The 17,954-nt window shown below is 72.1% G+C and carries 17 protein-coding genes; 13 read left to right on the top strand and 4 right to left on the bottom strand.

What is annotated here, in order from left to right; all coding sequences use genetic code 11:
• The first annotated feature begins 3 nt into the window (after positions 1-3).
• From ACR68M_RS19715 to ACR68M_RS19725, 3 genes are all read left to right on the top strand, one after another.
• Positions 4-402, top strand: a complete 399-nt coding sequence (locus tag ACR68M_RS19715) for a hypothetical protein (RefSeq protein WP_441245426.1) — start codon at positions 4-6, stop codon at positions 400-402.
• A gap of 24 nt (positions 403-426) precedes the next feature.
• On the top strand, positions 427-1,356 hold the full coding sequence (locus ACR68M_RS19720; protein ID WP_441251653.1) for a carbohydrate kinase family protein: 930 nt from the start codon (positions 427-429) through the stop codon (positions 1,354-1,356).
• 243 nt (positions 1,357-1,599) lie between these two features.
• Positions 1,600-1,848: a hypothetical protein gene (locus ACR68M_RS19725; protein ID WP_441245427.1), complete on the top strand. Its 249-nt coding sequence runs from the start codon at positions 1,600-1,602 to the stop codon at positions 1,846-1,848.
• A 48-nt stretch (positions 1,849-1,896) separates the two neighbouring features.
• On the opposite strand, the gene ACR68M_RS19730 is transcribed toward ACR68M_RS19725, so the two are convergent.
• Positions 1,897-2,880 carry a LuxR C-terminal-related transcriptional regulator gene (locus ACR68M_RS19730; protein ID WP_441245428.1) on the bottom strand — a complete coding sequence of 328 codons (984 nt, stop codon included), beginning with the start codon at positions 2,878-2,880 and terminating at the stop codon, positions 1,897-1,899.
• A 597-nt stretch (positions 2,881-3,477) separates the two neighbouring features.
• On the opposite strand from ACR68M_RS19730, the gene ACR68M_RS19735 reads away from it, so the two are divergent.
• From ACR68M_RS19735 to ACR68M_RS19745, 3 genes are all read left to right on the top strand, one after another.
• Entirely contained in the window at positions 3,478-4,083 is a 606-nt protein-coding gene (locus ACR68M_RS19735) for an SDR family NAD(P)-dependent oxidoreductase (protein ID WP_441245429.1), read from the top strand.
• A 161-nt stretch (positions 4,084-4,244) separates the two neighbouring features.
• Positions 4,245-5,564: an IS701 family transposase gene (locus tag ACR68M_RS19740; protein WP_441245430.1), complete on the top strand. Its 1,320-nt coding sequence runs from the start codon at positions 4,245-4,247 to the stop codon at positions 5,562-5,564.
• A gap of 235 nt (positions 5,565-5,799) precedes the next feature.
• Positions 5,800-6,408, top strand: coding sequence for a superoxide dismutase (locus tag ACR68M_RS19745; RefSeq protein WP_441251654.1), 609 nt, complete (start codon positions 5,800-5,802; stop codon positions 6,406-6,408).
• A 15-nt stretch (positions 6,409-6,423) separates the two neighbouring features.
• Here the strand turns inward: ACR68M_RS19745 and ACR68M_RS19750 are convergent, their stop codons facing one another.
• A complete protein-coding gene (locus ACR68M_RS19750; RefSeq protein WP_441245431.1) occupies positions 6,424-6,999 on the bottom strand; it encodes a DUF6197 family protein in 576 nt (191 codons plus the stop codon).
• 173 nt (positions 7,000-7,172) lie between these two features.
• Between ACR68M_RS19750 and ACR68M_RS19755 the strand changes: the two genes are divergently transcribed.
• The 5 genes from ACR68M_RS19755 to ACR68M_RS19775 all read left to right on the top strand — a co-directional run bounded on the left by ACR68M_RS19755 (position 7,173) and on the right by ACR68M_RS19775 (position 11,724).
• Positions 7,173-7,406 carry a hypothetical protein gene (locus tag ACR68M_RS19755; protein WP_441245432.1) on the top strand — a complete coding sequence of 78 codons (234 nt, stop codon included), beginning with the start codon at positions 7,173-7,175 and terminating at the stop codon, positions 7,404-7,406.
• Between the two features lie 56 nt (positions 7,407-7,462).
• A complete protein-coding gene (locus ACR68M_RS19760) occupies positions 7,463-8,011 on the top strand; it encodes a methylated-DNA--[protein]-cysteine S-methyltransferase (protein ID WP_441245433.1) in 549 nt (182 codons plus the stop codon).
• 267 nt (positions 8,012-8,278) lie between these two features.
• On the top strand, positions 8,279-9,706 hold the full coding sequence (locus ACR68M_RS19765) for a family 2B encapsulin nanocompartment shell protein (protein ID WP_441245434.1): 1,428 nt from the start codon (positions 8,279-8,281) through the stop codon (positions 9,704-9,706).
• A 153-nt stretch (positions 9,707-9,859) separates the two neighbouring features.
• Entirely contained in the window at positions 9,860-10,909 is a 1,050-nt protein-coding gene (locus ACR68M_RS19770) for a family 2 encapsulin nanocompartment cargo protein polyprenyl transferase (protein WP_441245435.1), read from the top strand.
• A gap of 56 nt (positions 10,910-10,965) precedes the next feature.
• The gene (locus ACR68M_RS19775) at positions 10,966-11,724 is read left to right on the top strand and encodes a DUF4239 domain-containing protein (protein WP_441245436.1); all 759 of its coding nucleotides are present in this window, start codon (positions 10,966-10,968) and stop codon (positions 11,722-11,724) included.
• 82 nt (positions 11,725-11,806) lie between these two features.
• On the opposite strand, the gene ACR68M_RS19780 is transcribed toward ACR68M_RS19775, so the two are convergent.
• The gene (locus ACR68M_RS19780; RefSeq protein ID WP_441245437.1) at positions 11,807-12,811 is read right to left on the bottom strand and encodes an NAD-dependent epimerase/dehydratase family protein; all 1,005 of its coding nucleotides are present in this window, start codon (positions 12,809-12,811) and stop codon (positions 11,807-11,809) included.
• 99 nt (positions 12,812-12,910) lie between these two features.
• On the bottom strand, positions 12,911-14,731 hold the full coding sequence (locus tag ACR68M_RS19785) for a BACON domain-containing protein (RefSeq protein ID WP_441245438.1): 1,821 nt from the start codon (positions 14,729-14,731) through the stop codon (positions 12,911-12,913).
• A 142-nt stretch (positions 14,732-14,873) separates the two neighbouring features.
• On the opposite strand from ACR68M_RS19785, the gene radA reads away from it, so the two are divergent.
• Positions 14,874-16,373, top strand: coding sequence for a DNA repair protein RadA (gene radA / locus ACR68M_RS19790; RefSeq protein WP_441245439.1), 1,500 nt, complete (start codon positions 14,874-14,876; stop codon positions 16,371-16,373).
• Positions 16,374-16,497: 124 nt separating this feature from the next.
• Entirely contained in the window at positions 16,498-17,604 is a 1,107-nt protein-coding gene (gene disA, locus ACR68M_RS19795; RefSeq protein WP_441245440.1) for a DNA integrity scanning diadenylate cyclase DisA, read from the top strand.
• Positions 17,605-17,954: the final 350 nt, after the last annotated feature.

Here is a 17,954-nt window from a genome sequence, read left to right on the forward strand (position 1 = left end):
TATGTGGGTAACTCTGTGAACCTCGACTTCTCGGCCGAGCCGCTCTTCTCCTGGTACGTCGTCCTGCTGTTCGTCAGCGGCGTCGCGATGCTGGCCATCGGCATCTCCAACTCCCGTGCCCTCAGCGTTGGTTGGCGCATCTTCAACATGGTGGCCGGGGTCGGGTTCGTCGGCTACGCCGTGTACCTCGGGTTCATCTTCGAGGGCGGCAGCTACATCATCTTCTTCAAGGCCTTCATCCTGCCGGTCGTGATGGTCATCAACTTCTTCCGGGCGCAGGCCGCCCGCAAGTCGGCCCCGGCCCCCGCCCCGATGCCGATTCCGATGCCGGTGCAGCCGCAGCCGCAGCCGCAGCCCCAGGACGCGCAGCCGCAGTCCGAAGCGGCCGAGCGGGCGGTCTGAGACAGGGAGATCAACTGTGGGAGTCTGGCGGGTATGACGGACTTCCTGGTGGTCGGCGAGAGTGTCGCGGACATCGTCCGTACGCCCGGCGAGGCCGATGTGACGCATGCCGGGGGCAGCCCCGCGAATGTCGCCTTCGGGCTCGGCCGGCTCGGGCACCGCGTCAGGCTGCTCACGCAGTTGGGGGACGACCCGGCGGGTGAGCTGATCGGTGCGCACCTGCGCTCGGCGGGGGTCGAGGTGGTCGTCGACGGTGGCGGGGCCGGGTTCCGGACTCCGTCGGCGGTCGTCACGCTGGACGCGGCGGGGCGGCCCACCTACGCGCTGGACGTCCGTTGGACGCTGCGCCGGGCCGACCTCGGTCGCAGCGCCGGGCATGTGCATCTCGGTTCCGTCGCAGCGCTGTTGGCGCCCGGGGCTACGGCCGCGCTGGCCGTGGTGCGCCAGCTGCGTGCGGCGGCGTCGGTCAGTTACGACCCGAACATCCGCCCCGCGCTGCTGGGGCAGCGGGAGCCGGCCCGCGCCCGGGTCGAGGAGTGCGTCGCGCTGAGCGACGTGGTCAAGGCCAGCGACGAGGACGTCGACTGGCTCTACCCGGGCCGCCCGCTCGCCGAGGTGGCCGCGCACTGGCTCACCCTGGGCCCGGCCGTCGTGCTGCTGACCAGGGGAGCGGACGGCGCGCAGGGGTACCTGCGGGGCGGCGCCGGGGTGGCCGTCCCCGCTGCGCCGGTCGAAGCGGTGGACAGTGTCGGCGCGGGTGACTCCTTCATGGCCGCGACGCTGGACGCGCTGGACGCGCGAAGCCTGTTGGGCGCCCGGGGGCGTGCGGCGCTCGCCGGTGTCGACGCCTCCACCGCCACAGCGGTGCTCACCCACGCCGCGCGGGCCGCGGCCGTGACGGTCTCCCGGGCCGGTGCGAATCCGCCACGGCGGGACGAACTCGGGGTCGGCTGACTTCGCTGCGCGTACGGTGCATCGGCCCTGCTCAGCAGCTATCCGCGCGGCGGGGTGCGCGGGCGCGGCGGGCCGGGCTTCAGGGGCGCCTTGGCAGGATTCTGCGGGGCAGCTTCCTGGCCGCTCCGGATGCGGACACGGTGGTGCTTGCGGTGGTGTCCTGGTTGCACGCCGGAGAACCTGACAAAGAATTCGCCGGTCTCCTCGAACTTCAGCCGTCCTGCGTCGACTTGGAGTATCGCCATGTCTCTTGACCGCCGTATCGCCGTAGGCTTCGTCTCCGCCGCCGCTCTGCTCGGTGCCTTCCAGATCGGGCTTGCCAGCGCGCCGTCCGCAGCAGCCGTCCCGGCGGCTCCCGCCCAGGTCGCGCTGCACACGGACTTCGTCTGGCCCGCTCCGGGCGGCGTCGTGCCGGTCGACTTCGTCTGGCCCGGGACGATCGCGCCGACCACGCCCGCGCCGACCGTCCCGGCGCCGCCGCTCGCGGCCTGACCGCACGCGCGACTTCGCAAACCCTGCCCGGCAGGGGTGCGAGGGGGTTCAGATCCAGTTCAGCCGTGCGGCCTTGACCCCGGCCTCGAACCGGCTGGACGCCTCCAGCCGCTCCATCAGCTCGGCGACGATCCGCCGCTCGGTACGCACGCCTATCCCCAGTGCGCGGGCCACGGCATCGTCGGTGAGGCCTGAGGCGAGCAGCCGCAGCAGCTCCCGCTCCTGCGGGGTGAGCCCGCCTGCCACCGGAACCACCGGCTGGCCCATGGGAGTCGAGTGCTCCCAGTACGCCTCGAACAGCGCCCGCATGGCCTGCACGACCACAAGACTGTGCAGGATCAAGGCCGTTGGCTGCTGGTACTGCTTGGGGCCGGCCACCACTGCCGTCGTGCCATCGATGACGAGGAGTCGCATCGGCAGGGTCGGCGAGGTACGGATCTCACTTCCGCGCTCGGCCATCCATTTCGCGTATTCCCTGGTCGCCCGGTCCCGGGCGATGCTGTCCAGGTAGACCGTGCGGAAGCGCGCGCCTCTGGCAAGTGCCCTTTCGTTCAGCGGTCTTCCAGCTTCGATGGATTCCACCGGGAGTGCGCCGTCGGGATGGAAGGCCAGCGACTCGTGCACACAACTCTCGGCCAGTGCCTCGAGCCGGGTGCGGATCTGGTCGATCCCGCGAAGTAATTCCGTGTCTTCGAGGCCTCCGGCCTGGCTCTGCGCCGTGTACTCGGCGGCGAGTGAGGCCAGGGCGGCGCGGTTCTGCTCGATCCGGTGCTGCCGTTGCGCCAACTCCCTTTGCTCGCGCTGGAGCAGAACTTCCAGGCCGAGCGTCGGGCTGACCGCGCGGAGTTGTCCAGGATGTTCCCAGGAAGGGGCGAGCAGGGCCAGGCCGATCAGTAGTGAGACGGCCTCCCGCACCTGCTCCTCGGGGAGGTCCAGCCGTTTGGCCAGGGCGGTGCTGTCCGTGTCCCGGTGCAGCAGTACCGCCCGGTAGACGGCGAGCGATCTCTGGTCCAGTTCAGCACCGTCGGACATCTGGAATCCCCCAGTTCCGCAAACGTCACTGCGCAGGCCCTTACTTTAGCGGGATAGGCCGAGCGCCTGGCTACCACTAATCGAACATTCAGCCATCACTCGAATGCGGGCGGCGATCGGGGCGTTGCGATCTGTTTGGCAGGAGCCTGCGCGGCAGGTTCTTGACGAGGCAGGACGCGGACAGTCGCCATCCGCAGTGGTTCTCTTGTTGTGAGGAGTCTGCGGAGCGGGGCCAAGACCGTCAGTACGCGGGGCATTTGCTCCGGTGGACTCATGGGACCAAGGAGTTTCGCCATGGCTGTCGTGCCCCCCGGTCCGGATGCTCGTGCTGTGGACGGCCGCTCGCCCGGAGCACGGAGACGGGCGCCTTCTGGTTCAACTCGGCCTGGACAGAGCTGAAGTGACCTCCAGTAGGTGCTGTTCCAGGGCGAAAGGGCGAAAGGTGGCGCGGCAGTGCGCCGGTGCTCGGTCGGTGACCTCACTCGACCGCTCTGCCGTTCACCGATCGCCTTTGTCGGCGGCCCACTTCGGACAGACTCGAAGCGGACGTGTCGCTGTCCGTGCCCCACAACGACAGACTTGATCGGAGCACCACCTGTGTCCGTCAACCCGCCCCTCGCCGAGCTCACCGCCCTCGTCATCGACGGGGCGAGCGGGCCCGGGAGGATCGTCAGCAGCCGCCTGTCGGCGGCAGGCGCCCGCGTCGCGATCGTCACCGTCTCGGACGGCGGCAGCGCGGCGTACCTCAGCAAGGAGCTCAGCGGCCTCGGTCTGACCGCACTGCCCTACCAGGTGGACCCGGCCGACCGGGGCAGCATGGAACAGCTGTTGGCCGACGTCACCCAGGATCTCGGCCGGCTCGACGTACTCGTCAACCTCCTCCCCGCGCCGGTGGACGAGGGGCGGGCCGCCGAGGAGCGGGTGCAGCTCCGGACGGCGCTGCTCGACGTGCTGGCGACGGCCTGCCGGGGCGGTCGGCTGATTCTGCTCGCGGGCGCCGCGCCGCCCCGGCTCGGCTCGCTCGCCGAGGTGTGGGTGGACACCGTCCCGCTCCCGGCTCCACTGCCGAACGGCTGGGCCGACCCCGGGGTGCCGGCCTCCGTGCACCACAGCACCGCGAACGCCGTCCTGCTGCTGCTCGGCATTCCGGCCGCCGCCGGGGCCGAGATCGACGCGACAGGACCGGCCGAACTCTGGGGCTGAGCGATCCGCACAACTCGTCTGCGCAGCAGCTGAGTTCGCGAAATTGCCATATTGATGTGCTCACTACAATAAATAACTGGCCGATTCCTCCTGGCCGGTGCCCCCAGGAAAGCCCGCCCGAACGACGGCTGTCGGACCGAGAGAAGAAGGTAGGACTCCCCATGAGCACAGGTCTGGTTCGCCGCAGCCGTCCGCACCCCCTCGACGGGCCGGCCAACGGCACCGCCGCCCGGCCCGCGAGCGCCTCGGCCGCCTCGGTCGCCGAGCCCGGCGATGCGCTGAGCGCGCTCTGCGACGAGGTGTTCGTCTCGATGCAGCGCAGCGACCAGCGCGCCAAGGGTGAGCGGTATGCGCGCGGTCTGCTGCTGGCGGAGGGGCGGAAGTCGATGCGCAACATCGCGCTGCAACTCGGCCCCGGCGGCGAGGGGCAGAGCATGCACCACTTCATCAGCAGCTCGACCTGGGACTGGCGCCCGGTGCGCGAAGCCCTGGCCCGGCACCTGCAGTTGATGGTGGCCCCGTCCGCCTGGGTGCTGCGCTCGATGGTGGTGCCCAAGGCCGGTGAGCACACCGTCGGGGTGGCGCGCCGGGTCGACCCCGAATCCGGCCGGATGGTCAACAGTCAGCAGGCGTACGGGCTCTGGCTCGCCTCGCGCGAGGCGTCCAGCCCGGTCAACTGGAATCTGCACCTCCCGGCGGGCTGGCTGGATGACCGCGCTCGGCGCAGCCGCGCGAAGATCCCCGAGCGGCTGGGCGAGAACACCCCGGGGGAGTGCGCGAGCCGGGTCGTGCTGGAGGTCGCGGAGAGCTGGGGGCTGCCCCGGCGGCCGGTGGTGCTGGAGGTCGGCGAGGAGGAGACGGCCGCGGTGCTGGTGGCCTGCACGGCGGCCGGGGTGCCCTTCCTGGCGAGGGTCGGGCCCACCGCGCTGCTGACCGCCGCCGACTCCGCGCTGCCCGAGCGGGTCGGCCAACGCGGCTCCGCGCAGGGGCTGGTGAGTGCAGCCGCGGCGCGGACCCTGCTGCGACCGGTGCAGTGGTGGGACCCGATCGAGGGGCGGGCCCGGACGACCCGGGTCGCGGCCCTGCGGGTGCAGCGCCTGCGGCTGCCGCAGGGGCGTCCGCTGAGCCGGCCCGACCAGTACCGGCCGGGCGCGCAGCCGCACCAGGCGTGGGCCGGCCCGTACGTCAACGGCCGCCGGACGCTGACCCTGCTCGGTGAGTGGAGCGACAACCGGGCCTGGCCGACGGACTTCTGGCTGACCGATCTCACCGCGCCCCCCGGCAAGCTGCTGCGGCTGGCCAAGCTCGCCCGCCGGGTCGAGCGGGACGAGGCGGTCATCGGTGAGCAGGTCGGGCTGCGCGGTTTCGTCGGCAGGTCCTTCGAGGGCTGGCACCGGCACGCGACGCTCGCCTCCGTCGCCCATGCCGTCAGCGTGCTGGAGTCGGCCTCGGCGGAGTACGCCCTGGAGTCCTCCGCGTGAGCCACCGGGGTGGGCGGGGCCGGCCGGGTGTCCCGGCGGGTGCCGGTTGGGAAGACGACCGAGTGTCAGGAAGGGCGTGTGCGCCGGTGGGCGCGGCCGCCGACTGACGGGGCCGGCCCCGCACTCGACATGCTGAAGCAACATGGTGGCTATTGCAAGTTATGCGCAATAGTGTGGCTCCGGCATGATCCGCACCGCCGTGCCCCGGCCCGGCGGACACCAGAAAGGCGTCCCGATGGGCACGTACTCGCTCCCCGATCTCCCCTACGACTACTCCGCCCTCGAGCGGGCGATGAGCGCCGAGATCCTGGAGCTGCACCACTCCAAGCACCACGCCGCCTACGTGAAGGGCGCCAACGACACCCTCGACCAGCTGGCCGAGGCCCGCGAGAAGGAGCAGTACGGCCACCTCGTCGGCCTGGAGAAGACCTACGCCTTCCACCTCTCCGGCCACGTGCTGCACTCGATCTTCTGGGAGAACCTCTCGCCGGACGGCGGCGACCGCCCCGACGGCGCCCTCGGCGAGGCCCTCGACGAGCATCTCGGCGGCTTCGACGCCTTCCGCAAGCAGCTGACCGCCGCCACCACCGGCGTGCAGGGCTCCGGCTGGGGCGTCCTCGCCTGGGAGCCGCTCGGGCAGCGTCTGATCGTCGAGCAGGTATACGACCACCACGGCAACGTCGGCATGGGCACCACTCCGCTGCTGGTCTTCGACGCCTGGGAGCACGCCTACTACCTGCAGTACCGCAACGTCCGCCCCGACTACGTCACCAAGCTCTGGTCCGTCGTGAACTGGGATGACGTCTCGGCCCGCTTCGCGGCGGCCACGGCAGGCAGCAGGTAGGAGGTGGGCGCCCGGTCAGATGCCCAGGCGCAGCGCGCGGGCGGCGGCGTCGCCCAGCAGCCGCTGCACGTCGCTCTGCCGGGTGCCGGGAGCGTCGTTGTACTCGTCGGGGGAGCCGGCCGGGCGCCCGGTGGCGTGCAGCACCTCCATCACCTGCACCCGGGCGCGGCGGGCGTCCTGGGGCGTGCCGTAGCCGTGCGCGAGCACGGCGGCCTGGGCGCCGAGCAGGCAGACCCGGCCCTCGGCGTCCCACAGCGCGCCCTGCACCCAGCCGTGGCCGGTGAGGTAGCGCGAGGCCAGCTCCAGGTGGGCGGCGACGCTCACCCGGGCGGGCCGCGCCGCCCGCCGGGCCAGCCGGTCGAGCAGGGTGCGGCGGGGCGGCGGGTACCCGGCGTTCCACGGCTGGAGCACGCTCCCGAGCGGGCACACGTACGGCACGACCGGGCCGGCGAGCCCTGCGGCGCCTGCGGGGCCCGCCGGTGCGGGCAGTGAGGCGAGGTACGCCTCGATCTCGGCGACCAGCCCGGAGCCGTCGACGGTCAGGGTGGGCCGGGCGGTGGGCCGGATGGCGGGCCGGGCGGTGCGGGGCATTGCGCGCTCCCTCGTGGGGTGTTTTGTCCTGGTTTGATCCTCACCTGTTGATAACCCGGCCGCTGCTCGACCCAAGGGATGCGGGATGCGGGAGGCGTGTCGGGCGCGGGTGGGCGTCGGGCTGCCCGTAGTCGTACGGTGAAAGCCGGGGGTCGACCGACAAGGAGGCCGCGATGCCCGGTTCAGTCACGATCAGCCACACCGACGCGTTGGTCATGCTCAGCCACTCCGACGCGGAGCGACTGTCCACGATGATGCGCGAGATCTCGAACCTGATGGCGGCGCCCGGCCCGGACCGGCTCTCCGACGGCCAGTTCGGCGCCCTCTGCGCGGGGCGGCCGCAGGAGCGGGACGAGCTGGCGCAGTGGGCGCTGGGCCTCGCCGAGTACCTGAAGGCCCACCTCTGAGCCCTGATCTCCGCCGCGCGCCCCGGGGGTCTCGACGGGAAGGTACGGTGCCGGGCATGTCGATCTCCTGGCTCACCGTCGAGACCCCGCTGCCGAGTGGTCCGCTCCGCTTCGCGGTCACCGAGACCGGCGTGGCGGCGGTCTCGTTCGAGGGGGAGCCGGTCGGCTGGCCGACCGGTGCGCCGCGCTGCACGGACGGACGGCGGGCGGGCGCCGTCACCGCCCGGGTGGCCGACTACTTCGCGGGCCGCAGCCGGGGGCTGGCGCTGCCGGTCGACTGGCGGTTCACCTCCGGCCCGCACCGCACCGTCCTGCAGGCGCTGCACGCCCACGTCCCGTACGGGGAGACCATCACGTACGGCGGACTGGCCGCCCGCAGCGGCGTCTTCGACGACCTGAACGACACCGGCGGGCTCGCCGCCCGGACGGTCGGCCAGATGATGCACGCCAACCCGCTCGCCCTGCTGGTGCCCTGCCACCGGGTGGTCGCCGCCGACGGGCTCGGCGGCTTCTTCGGCGGGCCGCTCGGGCTGGAGACCAAGCGCTGGCTGCTCACCCTGGAGGGGGTCCTCCCGCCGACCCTGGACTGGACCGGGCCGAGTTGACCGGTTGACTGGTTGGGGCTGCTGGGGCAGGAGTGTTCGATCTGCCGTGTGCACGACCGGCCGACCGCCCGGCCCCGAGCTGCGGCTTTCCGGTGGTATTCGCTCAGGAGATCGAAAAATATTCGATCAGACGGTCCCCTCGTGCTAATTGTCCGGCATATTCGACCACTCGAATGAGTGATTGCCACTTAGGCCGAACGGGCTTCACCATGGACAGAGCAATAGCGAAACGCTTGTGAAATCCATGCCTGGGGAGGGCCCTCTTTCATGTCGACCGAGACCAGTACCGATATTCCGGCTCAGGGCGGGCAGCCCGAGGCTCGGCAGCAGTCGAGCCTCGGTACGGCGGGCGCACGGAACCTTGCGACCACCACTAAGTCCGAGCCGCAGATGCAGGGCATCAGCTCGCGGTGGCTGCTCCGGCAGCTGCCCTGGGTGCAGGTGTCCGGCGGTACCTACCGTGTCAACCGACGGCTCACGTACGCGGTCGGGCGTGGCCGGGTGAGCTTCGTCAAGACTGGTGCGGACGTGCGGATCGTCCCGCCGACGCTGTGCGAGCTGCCGGTGCTGCGCGGCTTCGACGACGAGGCGCTGCTGCGTGAGCTGGCCGGGCGCTTCGGCCAGCGCGAGTTCGCGGCGGGCGAGGTGCTGGCCGAGGCCGGGCAGCCCGTCCAGGAGATCCTGCTCGTCGCCCACGGCAAGGTGAACCGGATCGGCACCGGCAAGTACGGCGTCAGCACGGTGCTCGGCGTCCTGGCCGACGGCGACCACCTGGGCGACGAGGCGCTGGAGGAGCCCGACGCCCTCTGGGACTACTCGGTGAAGGCCGCCACCGCGGGCACCCTGCTCACCCTGCCCTGGGCCGCCTTCCAGGAGCTGGCCGACCGCTCCCCCGCCCTGCGGGACCAGGTGCTGGAGTACCTCTCCGGCACCCAGCAGTCGCAGAACAAGCACGGCGAGGCGGCGATCGAGCTCTCGGCCGGCCACGAGGGCGAGCACGAGCTGCCCGGTACCTTCGTCGACTACGAGCTGGCCCCGCGCGAGTACGAGCTGAGCGTCGCGCAGACCGTCCTCCAGGTGCACAGCCGGGTCGCCGACCTCTACAACCAGCCGATGAACCAGATCGAGCAGCAGCTGCGGCTGACGATCGAGGCGCTCCGCGAGCGCCAGGAGTACGAGCTCGTCAACAACGCCGAGTTCGGCCTGCTGCAGAACGCCGAGTACGACCAGCGCATCCAGACCCACTCCGGCCCGCCCACCCCGGACGACATGGACGACCTGCTCAGCCGCCGCCGGGGCACCAAGTTCTTCCTCGCCCACCCGAAGGCGATCGCCGCCTTCGGCCGCGAGTGCAGCAAGCGCGGCCTCTACCCGGACCCGGTCGACGTCCAGGGCCAGCACGTCCCGGCCTGGCGCGGGGTGCCGATCTTCTCCTGCAACAAGATCCCGATCGTCGACGGTCACACCAGCTCGATCCTGGCGCTGCGTACCGGCGCCGACAACCAGGGTGTCGTCGGTCTGCACCAGACCGGCATCCCGGACGAGTACCAGCCCAGCCTGTCGGTGCGCTTCATGGGCATCAACGAGAAGGCGATCATTTCCTACCTGGTCAGCGCGTACTACTCCGCTGCCATTCTGGTGCCCGACGCGATCGGTGTCCTCGAAAACGTCGACATCGCCCGTCCTCGGGACTGACCGGCCGGACGTTCCGGCTTTACCGGGCAGGGCGCGGTCCGACCGACAATCGGCCGCCGCGCCCTGCCCGTGGTTCGCCATGCCGTGAATTCAGTGGTGCCGTGGATTCAGCCGGGCCGTGAATTCACGGGCCGTTCTGGGGGAGGGATGCAGATGGGGATTTTCACGCTGGAACGCGAGCAGCAGGAGGGCCACGAGGCCGTCGAGCTGCTCGCCCGTACCAAGGCCGTGGTCGATCCGGCGCTCCGCGAGGCGGTGGGTTCGATGCCGGAGGCGATGCGGCGGTTGTCCGGCTACCACTTCGGGTGGTGGGAGGCCGACGGCACGCCCTCCGAGGCGGGCTCCGGCAAGGCGATGCGCCCGGCGCTGGTGCTGGCCGCCGCGCGGGCCGTCGGAGGCGACGCCGCCGGTGCCGTCCGGGCCGCGGCGGCCGTCGAACTCGTGCACAACTTCACGCTGCTGCACGACGACGTCATCGACCGCGACCCGACCAGGCGTCACCGCCCCACCGCCTGGCGGGTGTTCGGCGCGACGGGGGCGATCCTCGCGGGCGACGCCATGCACTCGCTCGCGCTGCGGGTGCTCGCGGAGGACGGACACCCGGCCTCCCCAGCGGCCGTCCGGCGGCTCGCCGACTGCGTGGTCGAACTGTGCGAGGGCCAGCAGAGCGACTGCTCCTTCGAGCAGCGCAGTGACGTTTCTCTAACCGAATGCCTGGCGATGGCCGGGGCCAAGACCGGCGCCCTGCTGGGCAGCGCCTGCGCGATCGGCGCACTGTACGGCGGCGGCGACGAGCAGGCGGCGAACGCCCTGGAGGCCTTCGGTCGGGAGATCGGTCTGGCCTTCCAGCTGATCGACGACCTGATCGGCATCTGGGGCGATCCGGCCGTCACCGGCAAGCCCGTCGGCGCCGACCTCGCCGCCCGGAAGAAGTCCCTCCCGGTGGTCTTCGCCCTGGAGTCCGGCACCGCGGGCGGGGCCGAACTCGCCGCCCTCTACGGCCTCGACCGCCCGCTCACTCCCGAGGAACTGCTCACGGCCGCCGCCGCGGTCGACCGGGCCGGCGGCCGGGCCTGGGCCCAGAGCCAGTCCTGCGAGCGGATGGCCAACGCGATCGGCCACCTCGCCGACGCCGTCGACGACCCCTCGGACGCCGACGAACTGCTCGCCCTGGCCGAGCTGATCACCCGTCGCGTCAGCTGAGCGACCCAGGAAACCACAGCAGTCCGCACCTTGCCCCAACCGCAGGAAGGCACGTCATGACGTGGCAGGACATCGGCATCCTGGTCGCCGTCCTCGTAGGTCTGGCAGGAGGTCTCTACCTCCTGCAACACTTCGTCCCGCACCCGGTGCGCGAGGTGCACAACGACGTCGCCGGGTTCATCTTCGCCGCCGTCGGCGTGCTCTACGCGGTGCTGCTGGCCTTCGTGGTGATCGCCGTCTGGGAGAACAACGACAAGGCCCGGCAGACCACCTTCAAGGAGGCGGACTCACTGGCCGGCGTGTACTGGATCTCCCGGCAGCTCCCGCCGCCGCTCGGTCCGGAGCTGGAGAAGCAGACCCTGGCCTACGCCAACCTGGTCAAGGACACCGAGTGGCCGCTGATGTCGAACCACCAGAGCAGCCCGGAGGCGACCGAGCTGGTCTACAAGATCCGCTCCGACGTGTTCTCCTTCACCCCCACCGACGACCAGCAGCGGGTGCTCTACGACCACGCCGTCTCCAACCTGGAGAACCTCGCCTCCGAACGCCGGGCCAGGCTCAACCAGGTGGACGAGGAGGTGCCGCCGCTGCTCTGGTACGCGCTGATCACCGGCGCCGTCCTGACGGTCGGCTTCACGTTCCTCTTCGGGCTCTCCAACACCCTCTCGCACACCTTGATGGTGCTGGCGCTGAGCGGGTTGGTGGTGATCTCACTGCTCGTCATCAAGGAGATGGACTTCCCGTTCAAGGGCGTCACGGCCGTCCAACCCACCGCCTTCGACGTCTTCCTGCACCGACTACCGCCACCCCGCTGACGGCACGGCACGGCACGCGGCCCAGGGGGCGCGGGAGCTCAGGCTCCCGCGCCCCCTGGGCCGTCGTCCGTCCATGGCCGGCTCAGCCGGGGCCGAGCAGGGTGCGCTCCTTCTCCGGGGCGATCCCCAGCGGCAGCGTGCCCTGCCGGTACGGCTCGGCGGCCGGGCCGCGCTCCTGGAGCCAGGCCCAGGTGTCGCGCACCGTCTCGGCGAGCGGTCGGCAGCGCAGCCCGGCGGCGATCGCCCGGGAGGTGTCGCCGCGCCAGATCGCGGTGAAGTCCGGCTGGTCGGGCATCCAGAACGGCAGCTCCGTCCAGGGCCCGACGCCGCCGGCCAGCAGGGTGTCGTCCTCCGTCCAGACCGGCTCGGCATCCGAACCGGTGGCCCGGATGCAGGCGTCGATCAGCTCGCCCATGGTGGCGCCGTCGATCGGCCCGGTGGTGACGTACCGGCCGGCCTCCCCGCGCTCGGCCAGGTCGAGCCCGAACTCGGCGAAGTCGCGGGCGTCGATCAGCTGGATGCCGCGCCCAGGCTGGCCCGGGGTGAGCACCCTGCCCCCCAGGGCGATCCGCTCCAGCCACCAGAGCAGCCGCCCGAGGCTCTCGTACGGGCCGACCAGCAGACCGCAGTTGAGGATCAGTGAGCGCTCGGCGCCGAAGTGCTCCAGTACGGCGCGCTCGCAGCCGGCCTTGAGCTGGTTCCCGGCGGGTTGGTCGGGCGGGGTGTCCGCCGGGCAGGGGTGGGTGGGGGAGTCCTCGTCGACCCGCTTCTTCCCCCAGTCGGGAAAGGCGTGGATCGAGGAGACGAAGCTGTAGTGGTCGGCGTGCTGCCGCAGCAGCCGGGCGGCGAGCCCGACGGCGTACGGCTGCTGCCCGGAGGTGTCCAGCACGGCGTCCCAGTGGCGGCCGTCGGCGAGGCGCTCCAGATCGGCGGTGTCGTTCCGGTCACCCCGGACGGCCTCGACCCCGGGCTGGTCGGGGCCGGAGAGTCCGCGGTTGAAGGTGGTGACCCGGTGGCCGCGGCGCAGCGCCTCCGTGACGTAGGCGCGCCCGAGGAAGTTCGAGCCGCCGAGGATGAGGATGTCCATGCGGCCAGCCTCCCCGCTCGCACCCGTGTGCGTACACCCCCGTTCACTCCCGGCGGAGCGCCATGGTCGACGGGGCGTCAGATCTGGTGTGCGGCAGGCTCAGCCGGTGGGGCTCGCGGGGGGCGGCGAGGAGGCTTCCGAGGGCGAAGCGGAGGGGGAGTCCGAGGGGGACGGTGAGGGCGGGGGTGATGACGCGGGCGGCGACGAGGGGGCGGGGGACGAGGGGGCGGGGGACGTGGGGGACGAGGACGGTGGCGGGGTGGAGGGGGTGGTCGGAGAGGGCGACGGTGCGGAGGTCGGTGGGGTGGTCGGGGGGTTGTCGGTGGGCGGGGGCGCGGTGGGCGGCGGCCCGCCCCGGTGGTTGGGGCCGCCTTCGAGGGTCACGACGGCCTCGGACGGGGGGAGGGCGAGGTGGGCCGTCCACTGGGTGTGGGGAGCGGTGCTGTCGTCGACCGTGACGGTGACGGTGATGCGCTGGCCGGGCTCCAGGGTGCCGGAGTCGCGGCTGAGGCGGAGCCAGGCGGCGTCCGAGACGGCGTGCCACTCGATGCTGCTGCCGCCGGTGTTGGTGAGGGTGAGGACCGTCCGGCCCGCGTAGTCGTTGGCCTCGACGGTCAGCTGCCCGGGTGCGGCCGGTGCGGGCGGTGTGGCCGGGTCGGTGGTGGGGTCGCCGGGCCGGTACGGGGCCGCTGTGATCCCTACCGGGCCGGGGAGCAACGTTTCTGCAACCGCCGCCGCAGCCAGTTGCAGCGCGACCGGCGCCGGGACGACCACCGGCCGGGCGGGAGCGGTCGCCGCCGGGGCGACGCGGGCGGGGAAGGGTGTGTCGACCCGGACCGCGGAGATCGTGGTGGCCCCGCCACCCCCGCGGTGAGCCACCCAGAGGGCCACCACCGGCGCCGTCAGGACGGCTGCCAGCACCCCCGTGGTGACCACCCGCTGCCGGACGGCCGGGCCGGGCCGCAGCGTCCGACCGGGTGCCCGGTGCCGGGGGAAGCCCCGCTGGTCGAAGCGCAGCTCCAGCCGCTCCGCCCCGTCGGCCGTCCGCAGCGCCCGCCGCCCGGCTGCCGCGCCCGCGAGGAAGGCCGCCCCCGCCGAGTCGTGCGTGGCGGTGGGCAGCGCTGCGGCGTCGTAGCCGGAGCCCCCCGAAGCCGTCGGCCCGAGCCGCAGGGCGACGGGTGCGGGCAGCATCGGCAGGCCGGAGAGATCCGCCAGCCCGCCCTGATCGCCCTGCTCCCCCAGCCCGGCGGCGCCGCCTGCGACCCGCTCGGCGGTGCCCCGGCAGGTCGGGCAGTCGACCACGTGCCGCACCAGCTCGCGCCGCAGCGCCGGGCCGAGCACCCAGCCGCGCCAGCTCTCCGCCCCGACACCGCCGAGCTCGGCCAGCACCGGGCAGCTGCCGACCCCGAGCACCAGCAGCGCGGCCCGAGTCCGCCCGACCTCGGCACCGGCCGCCGCCAGCAGCGCTTCGGCGGCCTGACCGGAGAGGCCGAGCACGGCCGCGATCTCGTCCGTCCGCAGGTGGTGCCGGACGGCCAGCTCCAGCGCCTCGCGCTGCTCGGGCGCCGTGCCGGCCGCCTCCGGCCAGGCGAGCGAGGCCAGCTCCTGCCGCCGCTCGGCGGCCAGCCCCGGGGCGACGTCACCGGCAGGCCGGGCCCGGCCCAGCCGCTGGAGGCAGCAGTGCCGCGCGAGCGAGTACAGCCAGGCCCGCAACAGCGCCTGGTCGGCCAGCCGGGCGCCGTGCCGCAGCACGAGCGAGCGCACCTCGCGGACGGCTCCGGCGGCTGATTCGTGCTCGCAGAGCACCGAGAGGCAGTACGTGAACAGCCCGTCGACGTGGTGGTCGTAGCCCCGGAGTGCGGCGGAGCCGTCGGGCTCCCGGGAGGTGGGGGATTCCTGGGGTGCAAGCCTGATGGTCACCTAGCAGACGGTAGAGACGGGAGCGGCGGAACCCGGCCGGTTCGGGGTTGTTGTACTTCTTTCGGGTAACAGCACTGTCGTTGGCCCGCTCCGTCCGCTCGGGCGGGCGGAGGCTGTCGTAGCCAGCGGCTACGGTTGCGGCATGGCAGCCCGTACCAAGACCACCGCGAAGCCCCGTCCGGCGTACCGCTGCACGGAGTGCGGCAACCAGCTCCCGAAGTGGGTCGGCCGCTGCCCGGAGTGCAATGCCTGGGGCACCGTCGAGGAGTACGGCGCGGTGCCGATCCGGACGACGGCTGCCGGGCCGGTCAGTGCGCCTGCGCGGCCGATCGGGCAGGTCGACGGTCAGGTCGCGACGGCCCGCAGTACGGGGGTGCCGGAGCTCGACCGGGTGCTCGGCGGCGGGCTGGTGCCCGGTGCGGTGGTGCTGCTGGCGGGTGAGCCCGGTGTCGGTAAGTCGACACTGCTGCTGGATGTCGCGGCGAAGGCGGCGAGCGAGCAGCACCGCACGCTGTACGTCACGGGTGAGGAGTCGGCCGGGCAGGTCCGGCTCCGGGCGGACCGGATCAACGCGCTCTCCGAGCACCTCTACCTCGCCGCCGAGTCCGATCTCGGCGCCGTCCTCGGCCACATCGACCAGGTGAGCCCGGGGCTGCTGATCCTGGACTCGGTGCAGACCATCGCCTCCGCCGAGCTGGACGGCGCGCCCGGCGGCCCGGCCCAGGTCCGGGAGGTGGCCGGGGCGCTGATCCGGGCCTCGAAGGACCGCGGGATGGCGACGCTGCTGGTCGGCCACGTGACGAAGGACGGCTCGATCGCGGGCCCGCGCCTGCTGGAGCACCTGGTCGACGTGGTGCTGAGCTTCGAGGGCGACCGACACGCCCGGCTCCGGATCATCCGGGGCATCAAGAACCGTTACGGCGCGACGGACGAGGTCGGCTGCTTCGAGCTGCACGACGAGGGCATCCTGGGTCTGGCGGACCCGTCCGGTCTCTTCCTGACCCGCCGTGACAAGCCCGTCCCGGGCACGTGTCTGACGGTCACCCTGGAGGGCAAGCGGCCGCTGGTCGCCGAGGTCCAGGCGCTGATGGTCGACTCGCAGATCCCCTCGCCGCGCCGGACGACCTCCGGTCTCGAATCGCCCCGGATCGCGATGATCCTGGCCGTCGTCGAGCGGCACGGCGGCGTGAAGCTCGGCAAGCAGGACATCTACACGGCGACGGTCGGCGGTGTGAAGCTCACCGAGCCCTCCGCCGACCTGGCGATCGCCCTCGCGGTGGCCAGCTCCTCCTCCGACACGCCGCTGCCCAGCAATCTCGTCGCGATCGGCGAGGTCGGCCTGGCCGGTGAGGTCCGCCGGGTGACGGGCGTGCAGCGGCGACTGGCCGAGGCGCACCGCCTGGGCTTCACCCACGCCCTCGTCCCGCCCGACCCGGGCAAGGTGCCGCCGGGCATGAAGGTGGTCGAGGTGGCCGACATCGGCGAGGCGCTGCGGGCCATCCCGGGCCGGCGCAAGGCTGCGGCGAAGCCTCGTACGGAGGCCGCTCCGGCCCGCGCCAAGGCCCCTTCGGTGCCCGTCCCGGCCTTCCCGGAGGAGCTGATGTCGGGGTGGGAACCGATCGACTCTGACGAACTGCACTGACCCAGGCCTTGTTATTGCCGCACGCAGTTAGACTTTGCCCTGTCTAATTGACATGAAGTGCAGTTATGCAGCGACAGACCGTCGGGCGCCACGCCACACGGTCCGGGTCGACCGGAGGAGTCACGTGGCAGCCAGCGACCGGGCGGACAAGTCCCCCCGCGAGGAGGCCCTGCTGCGGGCCTCCCTCAGCGCCATTGCCCCGGGCACCGGCCTGCGGGACGGTCTGGAGCGGGTGTTGCGTGCCAACACCGGCGGTTTGATCGTGTTGGGGTTCGACAAGACCGTGGAATCGGTGTGCACCGGCGGCTTCGTCCTGGATGTGGAGTTCTCGGCCACCCGGCTGCGTGAGCTGTGCAAACTCGACGGCGCGGTGGTGCTCGACAAGGACATCACCAAGATCGTCCGGGCCGGGGTGCACCTGATGCCCGACTCGACGATCCCCACCGACGAGACCGGCACCCGTCATCGCACCGCCGAGCGGGTCAACAAGCAGACCGGCTTCCCGGTGGTCGCCGTCTCGCACTCGATGCGGCTGATCGCGATGTACGTCAACGGCACCCGCCGGGTGCTGGAGGACTCCACCACGGTGCTCTCCCGAGCCAACCAGGCGCTGGCCACCCTGGAGCGGTACAAGCTGCGCCTGGACGAGGTCGCCGGCACGCTCTCCGCGCTGGAGATCGAGGACCTGGTCACCGTCCGGGACGTCACCGCCGTCGCCCAGCGGCTGGAGATGGTCCGGCTGATCGCGACCGAGATCGCGGGCTACGTCCTGGAGCTCGGTACGGACGGCCGCCTGCTCTCGCTCCAGCTGGACGAGCTGATCCAGGGCGTCGAGCCCGAGCGCGAGCTGGTCGCCCGCGACTACTTCCCCGAGCGGGCCGCCAAGCGCGGCCGTACGGTGCCCGAGGTGCTCGCCGACCTGGAGGCACTGACCCACGCCGAGCTGCTGGACGTGCAGACGGTGGCCAAGGCGCTCGGCTACTCGGGCACCCCCGAGTCGCTGGACTCGGCCGTCTCGCCGCGCGGCTACCGGCTGCTGGCCAAGATCCCGCGCCTGCCCAACACCGTCATCGAGCGGCTGGTCGAGCACTTCGGCGGGCTGCAGAAGCTGCTGGCCGCGAGCATCGACGACCTGCAGACCGTCGAGGGCGTCGGCGAGACGCGCGCCCGCTCGGTGCGGGAGGGGCTCTCGCGCCTCGCAGAATCGTCCATCCTGGAGCGCTACGTCTGACGGCGCGGTGTCCTACCGCCGCTGCGGCGGTGCCGCACCTGACGTCCGGGTGGGGCCGGGACGTCAGGCGCGATGCTTCCCGGCGGGCCGGTGGGGCGGCCCGCCGAGCTGCTGGTATTCAGAGTGCTCGTTCTGACAGGGCTGCGACAAGAGGTTTTTCGCGTCGTCATCGTCCTGACACCCCGCCGACACCCGGCTATTCGCAAACTGTCACAGAACGGACCGTCAGCGGGCCCGGCCCAGCGGTGCCGTGACGATCAGTTCGGCGCGTTCACGGTGGCGTGACCGACGAGTCCATCCTCCGATACCCCGACCGGTCGGAGATTGTCCGAAAGTCGCTGGTCGGAGGG

This window comes from Kitasatospora sp. McL0602 (genome assembly GCF_052076145.1).
GTDB lineage: Bacteria > Actinomycetota > Actinomycetes > Streptomycetales > Streptomycetaceae > Kitasatospora.